Annotated in this window: 20 protein-coding genes; 15 read left to right on the top strand and 5 right to left on the bottom strand. The window is 58.4% G+C overall.

The window, feature by feature from the left end; genetic code table 11:
- Window positions 1-331: 331 nt before the first annotated feature.
- The 9 genes from AC1RKH_RS25175 to AC1RKH_RS25215 all read left to right on the top strand — a co-directional run bounded on the left by AC1RKH_RS25175 (window position 332) and on the right by AC1RKH_RS25215 (window position 9,092).
- Window positions 332-1,255 (top strand): LysR family transcriptional regulator, encoded by a 924-nt coding sequence (locus AC1RKH_RS25175; RefSeq protein ID WP_493063485.1) that lies wholly within the window; start codon window positions 332-334, stop codon window positions 1,253-1,255.
- Window positions 1,256-1,677: 422 nt separating this feature from the next.
- On the top strand, window positions 1,678-1,869 hold the full coding sequence (locus AC1RKH_RS25180; protein ID WP_019692507.1) for a YegP family protein: 192 nt from the start codon (window positions 1,678-1,680) through the stop codon (window positions 1,867-1,869).
- Between the two features lie 270 nt (window positions 1,870-2,139).
- A complete protein-coding gene (locus tag AC1RKH_RS25185; protein WP_493063486.1) occupies window positions 2,140-3,108 on the top strand; it encodes a glycosyltransferase family 2 protein in 969 nt (322 codons plus the stop codon).
- Window positions 3,109-3,111: 3 nt separating this feature from the next.
- Complete coding sequence (locus AC1RKH_RS25190; RefSeq protein ID WP_493063487.1) at window positions 3,112-3,822, top strand: class I SAM-dependent methyltransferase; 711 nt, start codon at window positions 3,112-3,114, stop codon at window positions 3,820-3,822.
- A complete protein-coding gene (locus tag AC1RKH_RS25195; protein ID WP_493063488.1) occupies window positions 3,819-4,205 on the top strand; it encodes a GtrA family protein in 387 nt (128 codons plus the stop codon). The genes AC1RKH_RS25190 and AC1RKH_RS25195 overlap by 4 nt, the downstream gene beginning before the upstream one ends.
- Window positions 4,202-6,307 carry a DUF6311 domain-containing protein gene (locus tag AC1RKH_RS25200; RefSeq protein ID WP_493063489.1) on the top strand — a complete coding sequence of 702 codons (2,106 nt, stop codon included), beginning with the start codon at window positions 4,202-4,204 and terminating at the stop codon, window positions 6,305-6,307. The genes AC1RKH_RS25195 and AC1RKH_RS25200 overlap by 4 nt, the downstream gene beginning before the upstream one ends.
- Window positions 6,308-6,427: 120 nt before the next feature.
- Window positions 6,428-7,366 carry a LysR substrate-binding domain-containing protein gene (locus AC1RKH_RS25205; protein WP_493063490.1) on the top strand — a complete coding sequence of 313 codons (939 nt, stop codon included), beginning with the start codon at window positions 6,428-6,430 and terminating at the stop codon, window positions 7,364-7,366.
- A gap of 85 nt (window positions 7,367-7,451) precedes the next feature.
- A complete protein-coding gene (locus AC1RKH_RS25210) occupies window positions 7,452-8,642 on the top strand; it encodes a low temperature requirement protein A (protein ID WP_493063491.1) in 1,191 nt (396 codons plus the stop codon).
- An 84-nt stretch (window positions 8,643-8,726) separates the two neighbouring features.
- Window positions 8,727-9,092, top strand: a complete 366-nt coding sequence (locus tag AC1RKH_RS25215; protein WP_493063492.1) for a 5-carboxymethyl-2-hydroxymuconate Delta-isomerase — start codon at window positions 8,727-8,729, stop codon at window positions 9,090-9,092.
- An 18-nt stretch (window positions 9,093-9,110) separates the two neighbouring features.
- Here the strand turns inward: AC1RKH_RS25215 and AC1RKH_RS25220 are convergent, their stop codons facing one another.
- The 4 genes from AC1RKH_RS25220 to AC1RKH_RS25235 all read right to left on the bottom strand — a co-directional run bounded on the left by AC1RKH_RS25220 (window position 9,111) and on the right by AC1RKH_RS25235 (window position 12,508).
- The gene (locus AC1RKH_RS25220; RefSeq protein WP_493063493.1) at window positions 9,111-10,046 is read right to left on the bottom strand and encodes a LysR family transcriptional regulator; all 936 of its coding nucleotides are present in this window, start codon (window positions 10,044-10,046) and stop codon (window positions 9,111-9,113) included.
- 197 nt (window positions 10,047-10,243) lie between these two features.
- Window positions 10,244-11,155, bottom strand: coding sequence for a DMT family transporter (locus tag AC1RKH_RS25225; protein WP_493063494.1), 912 nt, complete (start codon window positions 11,153-11,155; stop codon window positions 10,244-10,246).
- Between the two features lie 187 nt (window positions 11,156-11,342).
- On the bottom strand, window positions 11,343-11,813 hold the full coding sequence (cynS, locus tag AC1RKH_RS25230; RefSeq protein WP_123428013.1) for a cyanase: 471 nt from the start codon (window positions 11,811-11,813) through the stop codon (window positions 11,343-11,345).
- Between the two features lie 35 nt (window positions 11,814-11,848).
- Window positions 11,849-12,508: a carbonic anhydrase gene (locus tag AC1RKH_RS25235; protein ID WP_493063495.1), complete on the bottom strand. Its 660-nt coding sequence runs from the start codon at window positions 12,506-12,508 to the stop codon at window positions 11,849-11,851.
- A gap of 109 nt (window positions 12,509-12,617) precedes the next feature.
- Between AC1RKH_RS25235 and cynR the strand changes: the two genes are divergently transcribed.
- Complete coding sequence (gene cynR, locus AC1RKH_RS25240) at window positions 12,618-13,490, top strand: transcriptional regulator CynR (protein WP_493063496.1); 873 nt, start codon at window positions 12,618-12,620, stop codon at window positions 13,488-13,490.
- Here the strand turns inward: cynR and AC1RKH_RS25245 are convergent.
- On the bottom strand, window positions 13,484-14,266 hold the full coding sequence (locus AC1RKH_RS25245; RefSeq protein WP_493063497.1) for a transporter substrate-binding domain-containing protein: 783 nt from the start codon (window positions 14,264-14,266) through the stop codon (window positions 13,484-13,486). The genes cynR and AC1RKH_RS25245 overlap by 7 nt on opposite strands.
- Before the next feature lie 470 nt (window positions 14,267-14,736).
- Here AC1RKH_RS25245 and AC1RKH_RS25250 point away from each other — a divergent pair, with 470 nt between their 5' ends.
- From AC1RKH_RS25250 to AC1RKH_RS25270, 5 genes are all read left to right on the top strand, one after another.
- Window positions 14,737-16,119 (top strand): glutamine synthetase family protein, encoded by a 1,383-nt coding sequence (locus AC1RKH_RS25250; RefSeq protein WP_493063498.1) that lies wholly within the window; start codon window positions 14,737-14,739, stop codon window positions 16,117-16,119.
- A gap of 108 nt (window positions 16,120-16,227) precedes the next feature.
- A complete protein-coding gene (locus tag AC1RKH_RS25255) occupies window positions 16,228-16,890 on the top strand; it encodes a class I SAM-dependent methyltransferase (protein WP_493063499.1) in 663 nt (220 codons plus the stop codon).
- Between the two features lie 111 nt (window positions 16,891-17,001).
- Complete coding sequence (rnd, locus tag AC1RKH_RS25260) at window positions 17,002-18,135, top strand: ribonuclease D (protein WP_123427997.1); 1,134 nt, start codon at window positions 17,002-17,004, stop codon at window positions 18,133-18,135.
- The gene (locus AC1RKH_RS25265) at window positions 18,132-18,425 is read left to right on the top strand and encodes a YcgL domain-containing protein (protein WP_123427995.1); all 294 of its coding nucleotides are present in this window, start codon (window positions 18,132-18,134) and stop codon (window positions 18,423-18,425) included. Before rnd ends, AC1RKH_RS25265 begins: the two co-directional genes overlap by 4 nt.
- 127 nt (window positions 18,426-18,552) lie before the next feature.
- Entirely contained in the window at window positions 18,553-19,485 is a 933-nt protein-coding gene (locus AC1RKH_RS25270; RefSeq protein ID WP_493063500.1) for a D-2-hydroxyacid dehydrogenase, read from the top strand.
- Window positions 19,486-19,564: the final 79 nt, after the last annotated feature.

The following is a 19,564-nucleotide window of genomic DNA, read 5'->3' on the forward strand; positions in this document are numbered from 1 at the left end:
TGACGATTTTTCAGGCTGCCACACGCGTCCGCAGAAAAGCCACAGGGTATGTGCGGGTTTTCTGAGCGGAAGATACGGGCGTAGTTGGGCGTGTCAGTGAGTAGCGAATCCTTCCGATGGATTAATTAGATAGCGTCCTGCTTGGCGTGGTTTTTATCATGAGCGGCTTGATTATTTTAAATGAATTAATTAGTCGGTATTCATTCAGAATCTTCATGTAAGGCATGAGGCCGATCGAGGTATCGATGGCGTAGGGCGAAAGGACTTTTTGTGGTAAAACGCCGAGCCGCAGTCGCTGTAATTTTTACCCGATACGAACAGGGAGGTTCGAATGTTTTCCAGGATCAGTCTCGACCAGTGGCAGGCTTTTGTTTCTACGGTTGAGTGTGGCGGTTTCCAGCAGGCCGGCGAGTATATGTTCAAGTCGCAGTCGGCCGTCAGCCATTCGGTCAACCGCATGGAAACCCTGCTGGGTCAGGAACTGTTCCTGATCGAGGGGCGCAAGGCCGTATTGACACCTCTGGGCCAGGCCCTGTTGCCTCAGGCCAAGCACCTGCTGGGCTCGGCGAAAAAACTTGAGCGACTGGCCATTCAATACCAGCCGGGGTTGTTTACCGAACACTCGCTGGCGGTCGATATGTTGTTTCCCGCCTACGTGCTGGAGCAGGCGCTGTTGCGCTTTTCTTCGGTCTTGCAAGGGTACCGTATCCGGCTTTATGAAACGGACTTGTCCGGCGCATGCGAATTGCTGGAAGACGGCAAGGTCGAGTTGGCCATCGCCAGTAGTCTGCCGGCGGGTTATATGCAGGAATTCTTGCTCAACGTTTCGTTGCTGTGCGTCGTGGCGTCTGATCACTCACTGGCCCATTTCAATGGCGAGCTGAACCTGACTGACATGAAAGACTACCGGCAAATAGTGGTTTGCGATTTGGGCACGCGCAACTCGCAGAACAGCAGTTGGCCTGGCACGTCCCAGTGCTGGACCGTGAGCAACCTGAGCACCGCGCTGACGTTTGTCGAACGCGGTCTGGGCTTTGCGTGGCTGCCTGAGCACATGGTCAGCGAAAAGCTGGCGAGCGGTCAGTTGTGCCCGGTGCCGCTGTGTCATCAACGCGAATGCAAAGTGCCGATGTATATGGGTTTCCTGGAAGAGTACAAGCTCAACCCTGAAGTCCGGCTGATGACCGACATCATTCGCGAGCTGTGCCAAGGCATCAAGAGCAACAAGTCCGAGCCCCTGGCCTTGGTGCTTTGAAATCGTAAACAGCGCTGAACAGGCGTGCCCACTGACACGGCGAGCTTGTCCGCCTTGGCGCTGGTCAGCAGCGTGGTACCGTCGCTGAGCCAATCAGTCATTTTTTCTAATTGTCCTCGGCGCTCGGCAGGCATTGGCCGGGCGCGATTACGGATCGATCTTGATTACGCGGGGTTTTTGGTGAGCTGAACGGAATGAATGTGGCATAGGCGCTGTATGAAAAATAAGTACGGCTTCCTGAAAAGTGACCGGGTTCAGTCACTCTTTTTACGTGCCTCAATGCCTGTTGGCTTTCGTCGAGGCTGGGCATTTTTTTGGAAATATTTCCTGACCTTTGAGCGCCGTTAAATCTTGAATCATTCGTCTACTCTGCCTGCACAGACCAGGAGTCTGTGGTTATCAGCAGTCGCAAGGAGCGAACAATGTACTTTGAGATTTACAGGCAATCACGAGGCACCCCGCTTACCGGGAAGGGCCAATGGCGCTGGCGATTGAGGGCAGCCAATCATGAGACGGTTGCCAGCGGCGAGTCGTACATCAACAAGGCGGATTGTTTGCACGTGATCGGGTTGATCAAAAGCGTCCATAACGAAACGTCGGTGAAGGAAATCTAGGCAATATGTAGTGGTGCGTTGAAGCGCAGCTGCTCAGTTGGATAGAGCAGCTTCGCGTCACAGCTCTTAAGGCTGTATATACCCCGGCTTCTGGTGAATCCGGTCATCCAGCTGGTAGCGAAAGGGGGGGCAAATGAATGGCCAAAACCGCCGCAGTTTCGCCCTTGCATCGGCTTCTGTGCTCCTGCTTAATACGACTCGGCTCATGGCGCTGGACATCAACCGGCGACCTCGGATTGTAGAAAAATCACTATAAAAAAGAGCAATCAATTGACTCATCAGCATGGAACGCATTTTGCCGGGCATGTGGCGCTATCGCTCGTCATTCCGGTTTTCAATGAAGCGACCACCATCGATTTGTTCATCGCGCGGATTACTGATGTCTTCGAGGATGAGGCGCTGCTCGGTCTGGAGATGGTGTTCGTCAATGACGGCAGTACCGACACAACGCTGGACCTGCTTCTGGAGCGCCAGAAGTCTGATCCGCGTATTCGTATCGTCGATCTGAGCCGCAATTTCGGCAAGGAAGCGGCGTTGACCGCAGGCTTGCAGACCGCCACCGGCCAGGTGGTGGTGCCCATCGATGTCGATCTGCAGGATCCGCCGCACGTCATCCTCGAAATGATTGCCCGTTGGCGTGAAGGTTATGAAGTTGTCCTGGGCCATCGTGTGAGTCGTAAAAACGACTCCTGGGCCAAGCAAACTTCGGCCAACTGGTTTTATCACCTGCACAACAAAATCTCTGACCAGCCGCTGCCCAAAGATGTCGGTGATTTTCGGCTTATGGACCGCTGCGTGATCGATGCCTTGCAGACCTTGCCGGAATCCCGGCGCTTCATGAAAGGTTTGTTCGCCTGGGTCGGGTTTCGGACCACCCATGTCGATTACGAGCGGCCGGAGCGGGTGGCGGGGGATTCCAAGTTCAACGGCTGGCGCTTGTGGAATTTCGCGCTGGAAGGCATTACCAGTTTCAGTACCGACCCACTCAAGATCTGGACCTACCTGGGGATGTTCGTTTCTGTGGTTTCGTTCCTGTTCGCCACGTTCATTGTGTTGCGCACGTTGTTTACCGGGGTCGACGTACCGGGCTACGCCTCGCTGATGGTGGCCGTCACTTTTCTAGGTGGCCTGCAACTGATCGGCATCGGGGTGCTGGGTGAATACCTGGGTCGAACCTACATCGAATCAAAACGCCGCCCGGTTTATCTGGTGCGTCGTGTCTATGACACCAGGGACTGAACCATGGATCTCAAGGAAACCGACATCCTCGGTTCAAGCATCGACCAGCACTGGTATTACTGTTCAAAAGCGGCGGCGACGATTCGTCTGCTGGGCAATGCCCCTGTAAAAAAAATTCTCGACGTAGGCGCGGGTTCGGGATTCTTTTCCCATCATCTGTTGACCCGCACAGCCGCCACCGAAGCCTGGTGCGTGGACATCAGTTACGACGCGGACTCGGACGTCACAACCGCCGGTAAACCGCTGCACTACCGTCGTACGATCGATTCGGTAGACGCCGATCTGGTGCTGCTGATGGACGTGCTGGAGCATGTCGATGACGACGTCGGATTGCTCAAGGGCTACGTCGATAAAGTCCCGTCCGGTAGCCGGTTCCTGATGACGGTGCCGGCGTTCCAGTTTCTCTGGAGCGGGCACGATGACTTTCTCGAGCACAAACGTCGTTACACCCTCGCGCGACTGGAAGCGGTGGCCAGGGACGCCGGTTTGACGGTCAAGCAAGGCGCTTACTACTTTGGCATGGTGTTCCCGATTGCAGCAGCCCTGCGGTTGCTGCCCAAAGGCGCACAACCTTCGCCGCCACGCTCGCAACTCAAGCAGCATCATCCACTGGTCAATACGCTGCTCAAGACCTTGTGCAGCATTGAACTTCCCTTCATGGGTATTAACCGTCTGGCAGGTCTGACGGTGTTTGTCCTGGCTCAGAAGCCGTGACGTCAGGCGAAAAATCAGCCCTGATCAAGCGTGGCCTGCGTTTTGCTGTGACTGGTCTGTTTGTCACGGCGCTTCACGCGGTCATTGCCGTGCTGTTCATCAACTATATGCTGCCGATGCCGCCCTTGGCTAATGGCGCGGCATTCGCTGTGGCGACTGTAGTTTCTTACGTGATCAACACGACCTGGAGCTTTTCCAGCCGACTGCACGGCCGAACACTGATGCGTTTCATGGCGGTCTCGGGCGCCGGTTTATTGCTGGCGATGGTAGTGGCCTGGGCCGCGCAAATGGCCGGGCTTCATTATTTGCTGGGGATCGGGGCAGTGGCACTGACCATTCCGGCCTTCACCTTTGTGCTGCATAACTTCTGGACGTATAGATGAAGCTTTCCGGAAAGCGCCTGATAATCTCGATGTTGCCTGTTCTTATGGGAATTCTGGCATTTTTTATCGTTGTCGGTCCTCGGGCATTGAACCCTATGAACATCGCCTGGCTGGATGGTGGGGATCCGGCGACCCATTACCTTGGTTGGGTCTTTTTCAGGTACTCACCCTGGTCCTTTCCGCTGGGGCTCAATCCGTCCTATGGGTTGGAGTTGAGTAACGCGGTCATATTCTCGGATTCAAATCCGCTGTTTGCGTTGATCTTCAAACCCTTTGCCGCGCTGCTTCCCGAGCCTTTCCAGTATTTCGGTCTCTGGTTCCTGACGTGTTTCATTCTCCAGAGCTGGTTTGCCTGGAAGCTGATGGGGCTGGCCACCGCCAATGTGACATTGCGCCTGCTGGGCGCGGGGCTGTTTCTTTTCACGCCGGCGATGATTATGCGAATGGGTGTACACCTGTCTCTGGCAGGGCACTTCCTGATCCTGGCCGCCGTATATCTGGCCTTGCGTCCTTATACCGACAGGCGTCGCCTGGCCTGGGGTGGACTGTTGGCTGCTACGGCGATGGTACATGCCTACCTGTTGGTAATGGTCGCGCTGATCTGGATTGCCGATCTCGTGGCTAAAACCTTACAACGTCATCTGACGCTGCCCAAAGCGTCGATCGAGCTGGTTAGCTTGTTTCTTTTGGTCAGCTTGTGCTGCTGGCAAGTAGGCTATTTCAGTGTCGAAAGCGGTGGGTTGGGTTCCTTGGGGTTTGGATTATTTCGTGCGAATGCGCTGACTTTTTTCAACGCTGCTGGGTGGTCCTACGTACTGAGCGATATACCTGGCGTTCCGGGCGATATTGATGGCTTGGCGTTCCCAGGGCTGGGGGTGATGTTTTTGACCGTTTGTGCGTTGCCGGTCATGCTGTCGGGCAACGGCAATGTTATGGCCGCAATGCGCAAGCGAGCGGTGCTGCTGCTTGCGCTCTTCGGATTGGTGGTATTCGCGCTCTCCAACAAGGTCGGTATAGGAGCATTCGAGTTCGACTATTGGTTGCCTGAGTCCGTCATTTCTATGGCAAGTGTTTTCCGCGCATCGGGGAGGATGATCTGGCCCGTCATGTACGCGGCGATCTTAGCTGTCGTCTACTTGATTTTCAGAGGGCATACGCCGCGTACGGCGATCATGCTATTGACGATAGCGCTGGTGATTCAGGTGGCGGATACCCGGGCGGGCTGGGTGGGTACGCGGAAATTCTTGATGGTTTCGCCGGCACCGAAATGGAAGACCCCGCTGGTCGACTCGTTTTGGCAGAGTGCGGCGTCGCACTATCAGAAGGTACGCTGGGTTCGTCCGCAAAACTATTCGGAACAGTGGATGACGCTGGCAGATTACGCGGGCACTTACCGTCTGGCGACGGATGCGGTCTATCTGGGACGGGTGAGTACCGTGGCCGTAGAGGCGGCACAACGCAAGGCGGACCTGGCCGTCACCTCCAGAAAGTATGACACCGACTCCTTGTATGTACTGGACGGGAGGGCGCTGCTTCAGGCGGCAGTCTCCCTCGACAGCAACACCGATGTTCTGGCCAGAATCGACGGTTTGAACGTACTGGCTCCAGGATGGAAACAATGTGCCGATTGTCCCGCAGTCAATGCCGTCAATCCGCTGGAGTTGATTCCATTGCTCAAGCAGGGTGAACGGATGCTGTTCAATGAGGGGAGTCCGGCGAACGCCTATCTGGCCAAAGGCTGGTCTGCCAACGAACCGTGGGGGACCTGGTCAGAAGGCTCCGATGCGGAAATCATCCTGCGGCCCACGGCTGACGTGCATTCACTGCTGCTCGAAACCACTGCCTTACTGGCCCCGACACACCTGCGTCAGTCGCTGGAAGTTCGTGTCAATGAGGTTCGGGTCCTCGACACCAACCTGATCAAGCCGGAAGCGAACAGGATTGAAATCGCCCTGCCAGCCGAGGTGAAAAAGCTCATCGCGCAGCAGGGTATGTTGCGGATCCAGCTTCACTTTGCCAATGCAATCAGCCCTGGCGAACTCGGCATGGGCGAGGATTCGCGCAAGTTGGCAATGGGGTTACAAGCGTTGACCGTGCATTGAACCGTGCTGCCGGCTCTGCACTGCGCTCGGTCGACAATGTCGTTCAACTGCACGGGTGCGTAGACGCCAGCTCTCAAGCTTTTCTACACTGCTCCCAGTCTTTGGGACTGGGGGCAGCAGATGAATCGCAATGAACTGCGCAAGGCCGACATCAATTTGATGGTGGTGTTCGAGACGCTGATGCTTGAGCGCAACGTGACGCGAGTGGCGGAGAAGCTGTTCCTCGGGCAACCGACCATCAGTTCGGCACTCAACCGTTTGCGCGTGATGTTCAACGACCCGCTGTTTATCCGGGTCGGCCACCGCATGGAGCCGACGGCACGGGCCGAGGAGCTTATTCAGCATCTCTCGCCGGCGCTGGATGCGTTGTCCTCCGCGTTGAGCCTGACCCGCGACTTCGATCCTGCCAGCAGCACCATGACCTTTCGCATCGGTTTGTCCGATGACGTCGAGTTCGGTTTGCTGCCGCCACTGTTGCGCGCCTTGCGTCAGGAAGCACCGCAAGTAGTGTTCGTGGTTCAGCATGTCGATTACTGGCGAATTCCGGACTTGCTGGCGTCCGGGGACATCACCGTCGGTATCAGCCAGACCCGCGGTCTGCCGGCCAATGCCAAGCGCAAACTGCTGCGGCACATTCAGCCCTGCTTACTGCGCGCCGATGTCTCTGATACACCACTGACCCTCGACGAATACTGTTCGCGACCCCATGTGCTGGTCTCGCACACGGCCAATGTCAGCGGTTTTGCCGATGAGTGGCTGGCCGAGATCGGTCGCAAGCGTCAGGTGGTGCTCTCGGTGCCGCAATACAGTGCCTTGCCGGCTTTGCTCGCGGGGACCGACCTGGTTGCCAGCCTGCCGGACTACGCGGCAGCGGCGATGGCCGCCTCGGGCCAGTTGTTCATGGAACCGTTCCCGTTCAAAACGCCGACCCTGGACCTGTCCATGGTCTGGCTGAGTCACGTGGATACCGATCCCGCCGAACGCTGGCTGCGGGCGCGGCTCGAGGCCTTCATGAGCGAGCGCGGTTTATCCGAAACTCAGGGCCTCAAACCGCTCTGACGGCCAGTGCCGACGCCTTGTTTGTGGGGGTATTGGACTGCTTTGCTCCACGCGTATTCCCGATGACTGACCGGAGATCCATCCCATGAGCAGTTCCCGTTCTCTGTTGCGTGGGCGCGGCAGCCAAGACAGTGGCAAGGTCGGCATGGTCGAGCTGTTTTTCGATCTGGTGTTCGTGTTCGCCGTCACCCAGCTTTCCCACTCCTTGCTCGCGCACCTGACAATCGCCGGCGCGGTGCAGGTCGCGTTGATGATGGTGGCGGTGTGGTGGGTGTGGATCTTCACCTCCTGGGTGACCAACTGGCTCGACCCGGAAAAGTTGCCGATCCGCCTTGGTCTGTTTGGATTGATGGTTGCCGGCCTGTTGCTGTCGTCGTCGATACCAAAGGCCTTTACCGACCGTGGATTAATGTTCGCCGCAGCCTTTGTCTTCATGCAGGTCGGCCGTACGCTGTTCGCGATCTGGGCGGTGCGCGGCGAGCCCCTGAACATGACTCGCAACTTCCAGCGGATTCTGGCGTGGATGATGCTGTCCGGGGTGTTCTGGATCAGCGGTGCGCTGCTTGAAGGCGATCAGCGGCTGACCTGCTGGGCACTGGCGTTGCTGATCGAGCTGATCTCGCCGTCGTTGTACTTCTGGGTGCCGGGGCTCGGCTGTTCAACGCTGGCCGACTGGAACGTCGAGGGCAATCACATGGCCGAGCGTTGTGGTTTGTTCGTGATCATTGCCTTGGGCGAGTCGCTGCTGGTGACCGGCGCAACCTTCGCTGATCTGCTGCTGAACGGGCAGGCGCTGACCGGGTTTCTGATTGCCGTGCTGGGCAGCGTGGCCATGTGGTGGGTGTATTTTGACAGCGGCGCCGAGCGCGCTCACCACCGTATTGCGCACTCCAGCGACCCCGGGCGCCAGGCGCGGATTGCCTATACCTACCTGCATGTCTTGATCGTTGCCGGGATCATCGTCAGTGCGGTGGCCGATGAACTGGTGCTGGTGCACCCGGAACATGCGAGCGATGCCGGAATTATCGTGATCGTCGCCGGGCCCTGGCTGTTCTTGCTGGGGTGTGCGTTGTTCAAGTGGGTAATGGCCGATCGGATTTTGCCGCCGTTGTCTCATCTGGTGGGGCTGGCGTTGCTGCTCGCGCTGTTGCCGGCCGCGCTGAATCAGCTGTTTTCAGCGTTGCTGCTGGGCGTGCTGACGACCGCAGTGATGATTCTGGTGGCGGCTTGGGAAACGCTGGCACTGCGCGAGTCGCTCCCGGCGCAGGAGCATTGATCGACGCGGTATTTTTGTGGGCAAGAGCAGGATTGTTCTGTGGTATAGGTACGACCCTTCATTCAATCCTTAGGAAGCATCGCAATGCCTCACCTGCACATGGAATACACCGCCAACCTGCCGGACCTCAATGCCGACGTGGCGCTGTTGCGCTTGAACAATGCATTGGTGGCGTCCGGGCAGTTTTCCGCGGAGTTCGATATCAAGAGCCGTGCGGTGCAGGTCGGCGCATTCCGGGTCGGTACCGGGTTGGGTGAGCGTGGTTTTGTGCATGTGAAGCTGGCCTTGCTGAGCGGGCGCTCGCCAGCGGTCAAGAAGCAATTGTCCGAAAGCCTGCTGGCGGTGTTGCAGGAGCTCTGCGAATGGCCCACCAGTGTCGAAGTGCAGCTGTGCGTCGAGATTCTGGATATTGATCGCGATTCCTACGCCAAGACTGCCGTCAGCCACTGACACACTGTGCGCTGACCCTCAGAGAAATCCCTGTTCCGCACAGGCCTTGACTACTTGCTCGCGGAGCCAGGTGTTGGCGCTGTCCAGCTCGCTGGTTTGACTCCACTGCATGTCGAGGGTGAATCCCGGTACGCCGTTGGGTGCTTCGCAATGGCTGAAGACCGAGTCTTTGGCCAGCAGGTGCTGGATACGCCGGGGCATGGTCAGAATGAAGTCAGTGCCGGTGATCAACTTGAGCGCAGCGCTATAGCTGTTGGCGCGCGCGACGATCTGGCGTTTCTGCGCCTGTTGGGCGAGCCAGCCGTCGACCATGTTGGTGGTGGAGGTCCATGGCGTGGGGAACACGTGTCGGCGTTCGACGTAGGCTTTCAGGCCGATGCGAGGTTCCAGTGGCGTCGCCCGCTTATCGAAAACGCACACCAGATCGTCCTCAAGCAACACCTGGGATCTGAAGTCGCTGTGGCTGCGATGAAAGTTCGGGCCGAAGCAAATCACCAGATCGAGGCTGCCATCGCGCAGCTCGTCGGCGGGAATGTCGGTTTCGAGTTTGTGCACATTGACGATCACCGGCAGGTCGGCGAAATCGAAATTCTTCAATAGCCGCGGCAGGATCAGCTGTTCGAAGTATTCCGGTGCACAGATGTTGAAGGTCACGGCTTGCCGCGTCGGGTCGAACGCTTGAACCCCGGCATGGCACAGATTGATGCTTTCGAGAATCTTCTGCACATGTGCGTACATGGTGCTGGCTTTGTAGGTCGGACGCATACCCGTGCGGGTATTGATAAACAACTCGTCCTCGAAACTGGTGCGCAGCTTCTTCAGGCAGTAACTCACCGTGGACTGGCTGACAAACAGCGCTTCGGACACACCGGTGACGCTGCTTTGCTCATACACGGCGATGAACACCATGAGGTCCTGCATGTCGAGCTTTCTAAGCAAGTTACTGTTCAGCATCCGTACTGTCTCACTCGGGGCTCGTTGCACAAGTTGTGCGCAAACGTGTGCGAGTGATGCTAACGGAACGATCGTCCTAGGAGAATGGCCCGTAGGATTATTCACGGACAAGTGTGGGACAGAAACTGTAATGAACACGACGTCTGTCCCACAGGAGCCCGGGGTGACTGAACACCTTCAACCGTGTGTGGCAATGTTTACGCCGTGACAGGAAGCGCACGGCGGCTGGAGATCACCAGCGCGGACATCCCGATGGCCACCAGCAAGGCACCCACGACTTCCAGCATCTGCGGTTGCTGCGCCAGCCAGAACCAATGGAACAAGGTGATGAACAGCGTGCTGAGGTAGATGTAGGAAATTACCGTGGACGGCGCGATCACCCCGATTGCCCGATGCAGCAACCAGAAGGTTGCCAGGGTCGCGAACAGCGCCAGGTAGACCAGCCAGAACAGGTCGTGGGCAGACAGCAGCGCGCCGGTTCGCCAGCTGCCACTGAGCAGGCAGAACGCGAACAGAAACAGCGAGCCGAACAGCATGTTCCAGAATGTCATCACCACTGGACCGCGGTCTTTGAGGCTATGCGCTTTGAAGCGCTGACTCAACGGTGAGTAAAGCGCCATCGCCAGGCAGCCAGCCCCATACACCGCCACCGCGTAGAGAGAGGGGAATTCACCGGGTCCTGCGCCCTTGAGAATCAGCAACAGTGCGCCGGCCGCCGCAATCAGCATCGGCAGCAGACGGTTCTTCGAGCTATTGCCAGGCGTCAGGAAGGCTTCGAAGAACAGCGTCATTAACGGCACCAGAGTAAACAGGGTTCCGGTGTTGACCGCCGAGGTATAGCGCAGCGCTTCAAACAATGAGCCGAAATACACGGCCAGCAGCAACCCAAGCCAGGCATGGCTGACAAGGCCTTTGGCGGTGATCGCTGTGCTGCGGTTGAGCAGCAGCATCGGCAAAAACGCCAGCGCCGAAAACAGCAGGCGCAGACCGGTCAGCAGGATCGGGTCGATGGATTGGTTGACTTGGGCGGCGGCAAAAAACGACGCGGCAATCAACACAGCCCAAAGCAACATGCCCGCATTGGCGGAGGCGAAACGAGTGGGTTTCATCAATGTGTCCCCGATCAATCAATGTGTTTGGCGTAATGCCGTGGGTCAAAGCCCACAGGGTGTGGATTAAGCGATGCGGGGCGGGAATCGGCAAATCAGAAAGTGAAGTGCAGTATTTAAAAATTAAATACTGCACGAGCTGCACAAAAAATCGCAGCCCCCTCAGGCGCTGCGATTGTTGTTTCTATCAGAACGGTTTGGTCGGCAGGTATTTGCCATCCAGGGTGATCACTGCACGGGAACCGCCATCCGGATCTTCGACTTTCTTGATGTCCAGTTTGAAGTTGATGGCGCTGATGATGCCGTCGCCGAACTGTTCATGGACCAATGCCTTCAAGGTCGAACCGTACACTTGCAGCATTTCATAGAAGCGGTAGACCGTCGGATCAGTCGGAATGCCACCCTGAATGCTGCCGCGCAGGGGCACGCTTTGCAGCAGACGGCTGGCGTCCTGGTCCAGGTCGAGTTTGGCGCAGACCACTTCGGCCGCTTCAGCCGGCAGCGGGTGCTGGCCGAGCAGGGCGGCGGTGACGAACGCCAGGCTCAGGCCGGTGCCGTCGGTGAGGTCCTGCCACGAGAGGTTTTTACGTGCCTTGGCGTCGATGATGGTGTCGGCGAGGGCCAGGCGTGGGGCTTGAGCGAATTGAGATTGCAGCATGGTGATTTCCTCTTTCGTTACCTAAGAAATGTGGGTCAGGCGGCGTGTGGCTGTTTGCGGGTCAGCGCGCAGGTCGTCGGGTGTTCGGCGAGCGAAACGAAGCGTTGGGTAGTCTCGTCCAGAGCGGCGATCGAACCGCTTTCGATGTCGTAGACCCAGCCGTGCAGGTTCAGGCGACCCTGTTCCAGGGCGAGTGCAACTGAAGGGTGGGTCTTGAGGTTGGCCAGTTGGGCGACTACGTTTTCCCGGACCAGCGAGTCCAGGCGCGCTTGCGCCGAGGCGTGAATGCGGGCGGCGTTGACCACCTTGGCCGACTCGGCATGACGCAGCCAGTTGGCGACGGCCGGCAGGTGATCAAGGCATTTGCAAGTCGAGATGGCGGTCATTGCGCCGCAGTCGGAGTGTCCGCAGATCACGATGTCGCTGACGCCCAGCACGGCGACTGCATATTCAACCGTGGCCGACACACCGCCCGGCTCCGGGCCGTAGGACGGCACGATATTGCCGGCGTTGCGGATGACGAACATGTCACCGGGTTCCTGCTGGGTCAGCAGTTCCGGGACTACACGGCTGTCGGAACAGGTGACAAACAATGTGCCAGGGTTTTGGGTGGTGGCGAGTTGCTTGAACAGTTCGCTGCGTTCCGGGAACGCATCGCGTTGAAACTTCAGGAAGCCGTCGATGATGTGTTGCATGGCGTGTTCTCCTTGCGTCGTTGATGGGGCAAGGATGAAAGTTTTCAGCTATAGCGTCCAAGACCGGATTATTATAGTTTCCATAAGTCATGCCTATAGTTGGAGCACCATGCTGTTACGCCATATTCGCTACCTGCTCGCGGTCGCCGAACATTGCAACTTCACTCGGGCAGCCGAGGCGCTGCATGTCTCGCAGCCAACGCTGTCGCAGCAGATCAAGCAACTGGAGGACTCGCTTGGTGCGCCGCTGTTCGATCGCTCCGGGCGCACGGTGCGTTTGACCGATGCCGGCGAGGCGTATGTACGTTATGCGCGACTGGCGTTGCAAGACCTGGAGGCGGCCAAGCGGGCGATGCACGATGTGCAGGATTTGACACGCGGTTCGTTGCGGCTGGCCATGACCCCAACCTTCACCGCGTACCTGATCGGCCCGTTGCTGGCGCGTTTCAACAGTCTGTATCCGGGGATCAACCTGAGCGTCGAGGAAATGACCCAGGACCATATCGAGGCCGCGCTGGCCGAGGACCGGCTGGACATCGGCATCGCGTTCACCGGCAGTCACCTGGCGGACATCGACAGCCAGGCGTTGTTTGCCGAAACCTTGAGCCTGGTGGTGAGCGAGGCGCATCCAGGCTTTGCCCGACAGCAATCACTCGACGCACAGGCGCTGGGTGAGCAATCGCTGGTGTTACTCAGCGGCGATTTCGCGACCCGTCAGCACATCGACCTGTATTGCCGACAGCAGGGCATAGCGCCGCGCATCGCCATCGAAGCCAACTCCATCAGTGCGATTGTCGAGATCGTTCGGCGTGGATCATTGGCGACGATTCTCCCCGAGGCCATCACCCACGAGCTGCCAGGGTTGCGACCGTTGGCGCTGCATCCGGCGTTGCCACAACGTACGGTGGCGCTGCTCAGTCGCAAAGGGGCTTATCGCAGCGCGGCGAGTGAGGCATTCAGGGCGCTGGCCAGTGCTCAGTGACCGGGGACGGCCAACCACTGCGCGAGCACCGCATCGTAGGCACCCGTGGCTTTGCTCAGGTGCAGCCACTGATCCACATAGCTCTTCCAGGCCACATCATCGCGAGGGAGCAAGTAGGCTTTCTCGCTGTACTGCAAGTACTGCTCAGGATTGACCGCGCACAAACCGGGTTTTTGCTTCTGTTGATACCGTGCTTCGGAAGCGTCGGTGATCATCACGTCGGCCTTGTTTTCCAGCAGTTGCTCGAAAATCGTTACGTTGTCCGGGAACAGGGTCAGCGTGGCGTTGGGCAGGTGAGTGCGGGCAAATACTTCGTTGGTGCCTCCTGCGGGCTCGATCAGCCGCACCGAGGACTGGTTGATCTGTTCGACGGTTTGATAGCGCTGTTTATCTTCACAACGCACCAGTGGGATTTTTCCGTCGATGCCCAGCGTGTCGCTGAAAAAGGCTTTTTTCTGCCGCTCCAGTGATACCGAAATGCCGCCCATGCCGATATCGCAGCGGTTGGCCAGAAAATCCGTCATCAGGTTCTTCCAGGTGGTGGGGACCCATTGCACCTCGACGTTCAGACTTTTCGCCAGGGATTGGGCCATGGCGATATCGATCCCTTCGTACCCTCCCTCTGCACGCAGAAAGGTGTAAGGCTTGTAATCGCCAGTGGTACAGACATTCAGGTGACCGCGTGCAATTACCTGGTCCAGGTGCGAGGGCGCATTCTGGGCATAGGCCTGGACGCTGAATGTGAGCAAAGAGCAGAGCAGTAAACGAGCTTTCATCGGGTCGTCCTTGAGTGTGGCCAGAGGATGAAGGGAGGTCGGCATCAGTATTTGTAGTCAGGTGCGATGGCGCAAGAGTGCAACCATTGCACGGTGTATGTTTAGTCAATCAGCAACCAAGGTTCTTCAAGTCTGGATTTAACGACTTATCGCTGCGTGTGACGCTGCTCAGCCTCTGTGTTCTGCGGTTTACTTTATGGACGGTTGCTCAGTCGACACTCACCCCGAAGCTTTGCCTGGCGCTCATGCGTCATGTCGTCAGCATCGCCGTCGATTCACACCCGCTACCGCGCTGAACCTGTCTGCACTTCCTTCTGAACTGGCCTTTTGGGCGCTATGGCACTGTCGCCATGCGCGCCCACCGGATGCCTACATTTCCCGTTGAGTTTTCAGACAAATCCTCGCCAGCGGCGATGGATACAATCGGCAGCGCCTGCGCGTTTGCCTGACGCGGAAATACGAGAGTTCCCATGAGTTTTGCCACGACCCCCTTTGCCCCGAAGCAAGAAGCCCTGACCTTTCTTGAGCTCAACCCGGATATCGAGATGTTCGAGTTGTTCATCCTCGACAACAACGGCGTGCCACGGGGCAAATTGCTCCATCGCGATGAACTGCTGGCGGTCTATGAAAGTGGCCGGCCACTGCCGAGCACCATCCTCGGGCTGACGATCAATGGCGAGGACGTGGAAAACTCCGGGTTGGTCTGGGAGGTCGGCGACATCGATTGCCGCGCCTATCCGGTTAGCGGCAGTTTGCAGCGCATGCCGTGGCGGCAGATTCCGATGGCGGCGGTGCAAGTCAGCATGCACCCGGAGGAGGGCATGCCGGCGACCGTGGCCGATCCGCGGCATTTGCTGGCCAAGGTCATCGACGGGCTGAAGGCTGACGGTTATTACCCGGTGATGGCGGCGGAGCTGGAGTTTTACCTGCTCGACCAGCAACGCGACAGTAATGGTCGACCACAACCGGCGAGGGATGTCGACGGAGGCCGGCCACGAGCGACCCAGGTCTACGGTTTACGTGAGCTGGAACAGATCGAACCGTTTCTCGCCGACCTCTATGCGGCCTGCAAACTCCAGGGTATTCCGGCACGCACGGCGATTTCCGAGTATGCCCCGGGTCAGGTGGAAATCACTCTTGAACACCGCAGCGACGCCTTGCAAGCAATGGACGAAGCGGTGCGTTACAAGCGTCTGGTCAAAGGCGTGGCGCACAAGCACGGGATGGTCGCGTGTTTTATGGCCAAGCCCTTTGATGACCTGGCGGGCACCGGTATGCACATGCATGTCAGCCTGGCGGACAAGGACGGCAACAACCTGTTTGCCAGCGAAGCACCGGACGGTACGCCACTGCTCAAACACGCGGTTGGCGGCATGCTCAGCACCTTGCTCGATTCCTTGCTGATGTTCTGCCCGAATGCCAACTCCTATCGGCGTTTCCAGACCAACAGCTACGCGCCGCTGGCCGCGACCTGGGGCGTGGACAACCGCACCGTTAGCCTGCGAGTGCCGGGTGGACCGGCGTTTTCCCGGCACATCGAGCACCGCATCTGTGGCGCTGACGCCAACCCTTACCTGGCGGCCGCAGCGATTCTGGCCGGTATCCATCGCGGCATTCGCGAACAGCGCGATCCCGGCGCACCGGTCGAAGGCAATGGTTACGCCCAGGCCAGCGAGTTGCTGCCGACCGACTGGCTGACCACCTTGCGCGCGCTGGAAGGCTCGGCCTGGGCGCGGGATGCATTCGGCGGGAAATTCCTCGGGGTTTACCTGGCGGTGAAACGTGCCGAGTACCGTCAGTTCATGGGCGAGGTCGGGGAGCAGGACTGGCGCTGGTACTTGCATCAGGCGTGATGCTGAAAGCGGCAGACTAGAGCCTGTGTCGTTATTAAACCTTTTTTTCACGCGCCGCTTGATAACCTGTCGCCCGTAAGTCGTTCCCTTTATCAAGAGTCGCCAGTTATGTCTGCGCAACCACCTTCCTCAGTCGAGCACGAATTTGCCCGACGCTACGATCAGGAGCACGCTCGAGTCTGCCTCCAGCCGCATCCCCGTGGGCTGGTGCAGCGGTTTTTGCAGTGGCGTGGCAAACGGCTGGTGCGGCGCGCACTCAAGGTAGCCGGCGAGCCGGGGCTGATTCTCGATGTGGCCTGCGGGGCAGGGGGCAACTGGCCGGTACTGGCCGAGCACAGCAACCGGGTGATTCTCGCCACCGATCCGTCCCAGGAAATGCTCAACCACGCCCAGACGCACCATCCGGCCGAGCTGCTCAAGCGCGTTAAAACCTTTCAGAGTTCGGCATTCACCATTGGTTTGCCGGAAAACGCCGTGGACTGCATTTTTTGCATGCGGTTGTTTCAGCACATCGAACACAGTGAACACCGCTTGGCGATGCTGCGTGAGTTCCATCGCGTCAGTCGTGACACGCTGATCGTGTCAGCACAGCTCGACGGATATTTCATGCTGCGTGCGCGGTTTGGCGAGGACCCGGAGCCGCGTCAGCTGGCCACCCGGGCCGAACTTGAGGCAGAGTTCCGGCAAGCGGGTTTCAAGATTCTCAAATACCTGGACACTCTGCCCGGTAGCGACTTGCCGCGGGTCTACGTGCTGCATAAAGCCGACTAGCTTCTATTATTGGCGTGCTGCGGGTGTTTTCGCTCAAGCTCTTGCTCAGTCAGTGCGCGGAAATCGCCGGGGGCGATATATACTGCGCGCCATTCTTCAAGGGAGAGCCGTGTGGCCATCGATATTCACTGGATTCGCGACAACGATAGCCTCGGTCAGTTTTGCGCCCAATGGCAGCAGTTGCCGTTCGTCGCCCTCGACACCGAATTCATGCGGGTCGACACCTTTTACCCGATCGCCGGCCTGTTGCAGATTGGCGATGGCGAGCGCGCTTTCCTGATTGATCCTTTGACGATCGACAACTGGCAGCCGCTGGCCCAATTGCTGGAAAACCCGGCAGTGGTCAAAGTGGTGCACGCCTGTAGCGAAGACCTCGAAGTCCTGTTGCGTTTGACCGGCAGCCTGCCAGCGCCGTTGTTCGATACACAGCTTGGAGCTGCTTATTTGAACCTCGGTTTCTCCATGGGGTACTCGCGTCTGGTGTCGGAGGTGCTCGGCATCGACTTGCCCAAGGGCGAAACCCGTTCCGACTGGTTGCAACGTCCGCTCTCGGACACCCAGATCAGCTACGCCGCCGAAGATGCGTTGCATCTGGCAGAGGTTTTCGTTCGTCTGCGGCCGAAACTGTCAGACGACAAGTACGCCTGGGTTCTGGAAGATGGCGCCGAACTGGTGGCCAACCTGCGCCGCGACGTCGACCCTTACGAGGTTTACCGTGAGGCCAAGCTGGCCTGGAAACTCTCCCGCGCGCAACTCGCCGTGCTGCGTGAACTCTGCGCCTGGCGCGAGCGCGAAGCGCGTGCCCGCGATCTGCCGCGCAATCGTATCGTGCGCGAGCATTCGTTGTGGCCGCTGGCACGCACCCAGCCGGACAATCTCGGGGCATTGGCGAAAATCGAAGACATGCACCCGCGCACCGTGCGTCAGGACGGTGAGTTTCTGCTGGGTTTGATCAAGCAGGCGGGCAGTGTTTCGCCGGACCAATGGCCGCCAGCGGTGCCGGAACCATTGCCGGTGGAGGCCACGGCGCTGGTCAAGCGTCTGCGGGCGCTGGGTCAGGCCGAAGCTGAACGCTTGAACATTGCCCCGGAACTGATGCTGCGCAAGAAAACCCTCGAAGCCTTGCTCAAAAGCGGTTTCCCCGAGGGTCCTTACCAATTGCCTGATTCGCTGCGTGGCTGGCGCCGCGAATTGATGGGCCAGGCCTTGCTCGACAGCCTGGCCACTGCCGGAGAACAGCCTTGAAACGTATTTGCTCTATCTACCGAAGCCTGAAGAAAAACGAGATGTACCTCTACGTGCTCAAAAGCGATGCACTGGAGCGCGTCCCGGAAAACCTGCTGTTGGCGTTCGGCAAACCGCATCACGCCTTCGACCTGGTGTTGACCCCTGAGCGCAAGCTCTCGCGCGAAGACATCACGCTGGTGCTGGAAAACCTCGACAAGCAGGGCTATCACCTGCAAATGCCGCCTGCCGAAGACGAGTACATCGAGCACTTGCCTGAAGAGTTGCTGCGACGCAATGATCCGATTTGATGGATATCTGTAGGGGCTCTGTCCAGAGTCCCTTGAAATAATGGAATTGATAATTTTGGCGAGGGCCGCGAGCGAGGGAGAAACACTCCTTCGGCGGTCTTGTGCACTGTTTTTGAAGGTTTGAACCATGCGCGTTCTGATTGCCGAACACGACCACGCTGTGTATGCCCAACTGTTGCGTCAGGCCGCGCCTGAACTGCAAGTACTGACCAGCGGCGACTCTGCTGAACTGGCCAGCCTGGCCGCCGACTGTCCGGTCTGGCTCGGTCAGCCGGACCTGTTGGCGACGCTGCTGCGTCAAGGTCACGAGCCTCAGTGGCTGCAATCGACCTGGGCCGGTATTACGCCGTTGCTCGCCGACGGCTTGCCACGTCACTACCGGCTGACCCGTGCAGTGGGGATTTTTGGTCAGGTGATGGCTGAATACGTGCTGACCTACATGCTGGGCCATGAGCGCGAAGTGCTGGCGCGGCTGGTCAGCCAGGTCGAGCGCAAGTGGGACAATCGCCTGGGCCAGAGCCTGGCGGGGCGCAAGGTGCTGATCGTCGGTGCCGGTGATATTGGCCAGAGCGTGGCGCAATTCCTGGTGCCTTTCGGCGTCAAGCTGTACGGGATCGCCAGCGAACCGCGCGAGCAGGCGCCGTTCATTGAAGTCGCGGGGCTGGAAGACCTGGGTCGTCTGGTCGGTGAAGTCGATTACGTGGTCAACCTGTTGCCGAACACGCCGAACACTCACGATCTGTACAACGCTGCGCTGTTCAAACAGTTCAAGTCGACCGGCTTGTTCATCAACGTCGGGCGCGGTGTCGCCGTGGTCGATGCGGATCTGGTGGAGGCGTTGAAGGAAGGGCATCTGGCGGGTGCGGTGATCGACGTCTGCCGTCAGGAGCCGTTGCCGCAGCGTCATCCGTTCTGGACCGCCTGGGGCTTGCTGCTGACCGGCCACAGCTCGGCACCCACCTCACCGTCGATGATGGTGCAGTTGTTTCTCGAAAATCTGCGGGCGTATCAGACGGGCGAAACGTTGCGCGGAGAAGTGGATTTCACACGCGGGTATTGATACCACACAGAACAACTGTGGGAGCGGGCTTGCTCGCGAAAGCGGTGTGACAGTCAACATCATCGTTGAATGTGAAACC

The sequence above is a fragment of the Pseudomonas sp. GW822-FHT06B12 genome, from assembly GCF_058799675.1.

Bases quoted from the DNA above. Each gene is read 5' to 3' on its own strand.
- AC1RKH_RS25175 (WP_493063485.1), top strand. From the start codon at position 332: ATGTTTTCCAGGATCAGTCTCGACCAGTGGCAGGCTTTTGTTTCTACG.
- AC1RKH_RS25180 (WP_019692507.1), top strand. From the start codon at position 1,678: ATGTACTTTGAGATTTACAGGCAATCACGAGGCACCCCGCTTACCGGG.
- AC1RKH_RS25190 (WP_493063487.1), top strand. From the start codon at position 3,112: ATGGATCTCAAGGAAACCGACATCCTCGGTTCAAGCATCGACCAGCAC.
- AC1RKH_RS25200 (WP_493063489.1), top strand. From the start codon at position 4,202: ATGAAGCTTTCCGGAAAGCGCCTGATAATCTCGATGTTGCCTGTTCTT.
- AC1RKH_RS25205 (WP_493063490.1), top strand. From the start codon at position 6,428: ATGAATCGCAATGAACTGCGCAAGGCCGACATCAATTTGATGGTGGTG.
- AC1RKH_RS25210 (WP_493063491.1), top strand. From the start codon at position 7,452: ATGAGCAGTTCCCGTTCTCTGTTGCGTGGGCGCGGCAGCCAAGACAGT.
- AC1RKH_RS25215 (WP_493063492.1), top strand. From the start codon at position 8,727: ATGCCTCACCTGCACATGGAATACACCGCCAACCTGCCGGACCTCAAT.
- AC1RKH_RS25220 (WP_493063493.1), bottom strand. From the start codon at position 10,046: ATGCTGAACAGTAACTTGCTTAGAAAGCTCGACATGCAGGACCTCATG.
- AC1RKH_RS25225 (WP_493063494.1), bottom strand. From the start codon at position 11,155: ATGAAACCCACTCGTTTCGCCTCCGCCAATGCGGGCATGTTGCTTTGG.
- cynS (WP_123428013.1), bottom strand. From the start codon at position 11,813: ATGCTGCAATCTCAATTCGCTCAAGCCCCACGCCTGGCCCTCGCCGAC.
- AC1RKH_RS25235 (WP_493063495.1), bottom strand. From the start codon at position 12,508: ATGCAACACATCATCGACGGCTTCCTGAAGTTTCAACGCGATGCGTTC.
- cynR (WP_493063496.1), top strand. From the start codon at position 12,618: ATGCTGTTACGCCATATTCGCTACCTGCTCGCGGTCGCCGAACATTGC.
- AC1RKH_RS25245 (WP_493063497.1), bottom strand. From the start codon at position 14,266: ATGAAAGCTCGTTTACTGCTCTGCTCTTTGCTCACATTCAGCGTCCAG.
- AC1RKH_RS25250 (WP_493063498.1), top strand. From the start codon at position 14,737: ATGAGTTTTGCCACGACCCCCTTTGCCCCGAAGCAAGAAGCCCTGACC.
- AC1RKH_RS25255 (WP_493063499.1), top strand. From the start codon at position 16,228: ATGTCTGCGCAACCACCTTCCTCAGTCGAGCACGAATTTGCCCGACGC.
- AC1RKH_RS25270 (WP_493063500.1), top strand. From the start codon at position 18,553: ATGCGCGTTCTGATTGCCGAACACGACCACGCTGTGTATGCCCAACTG.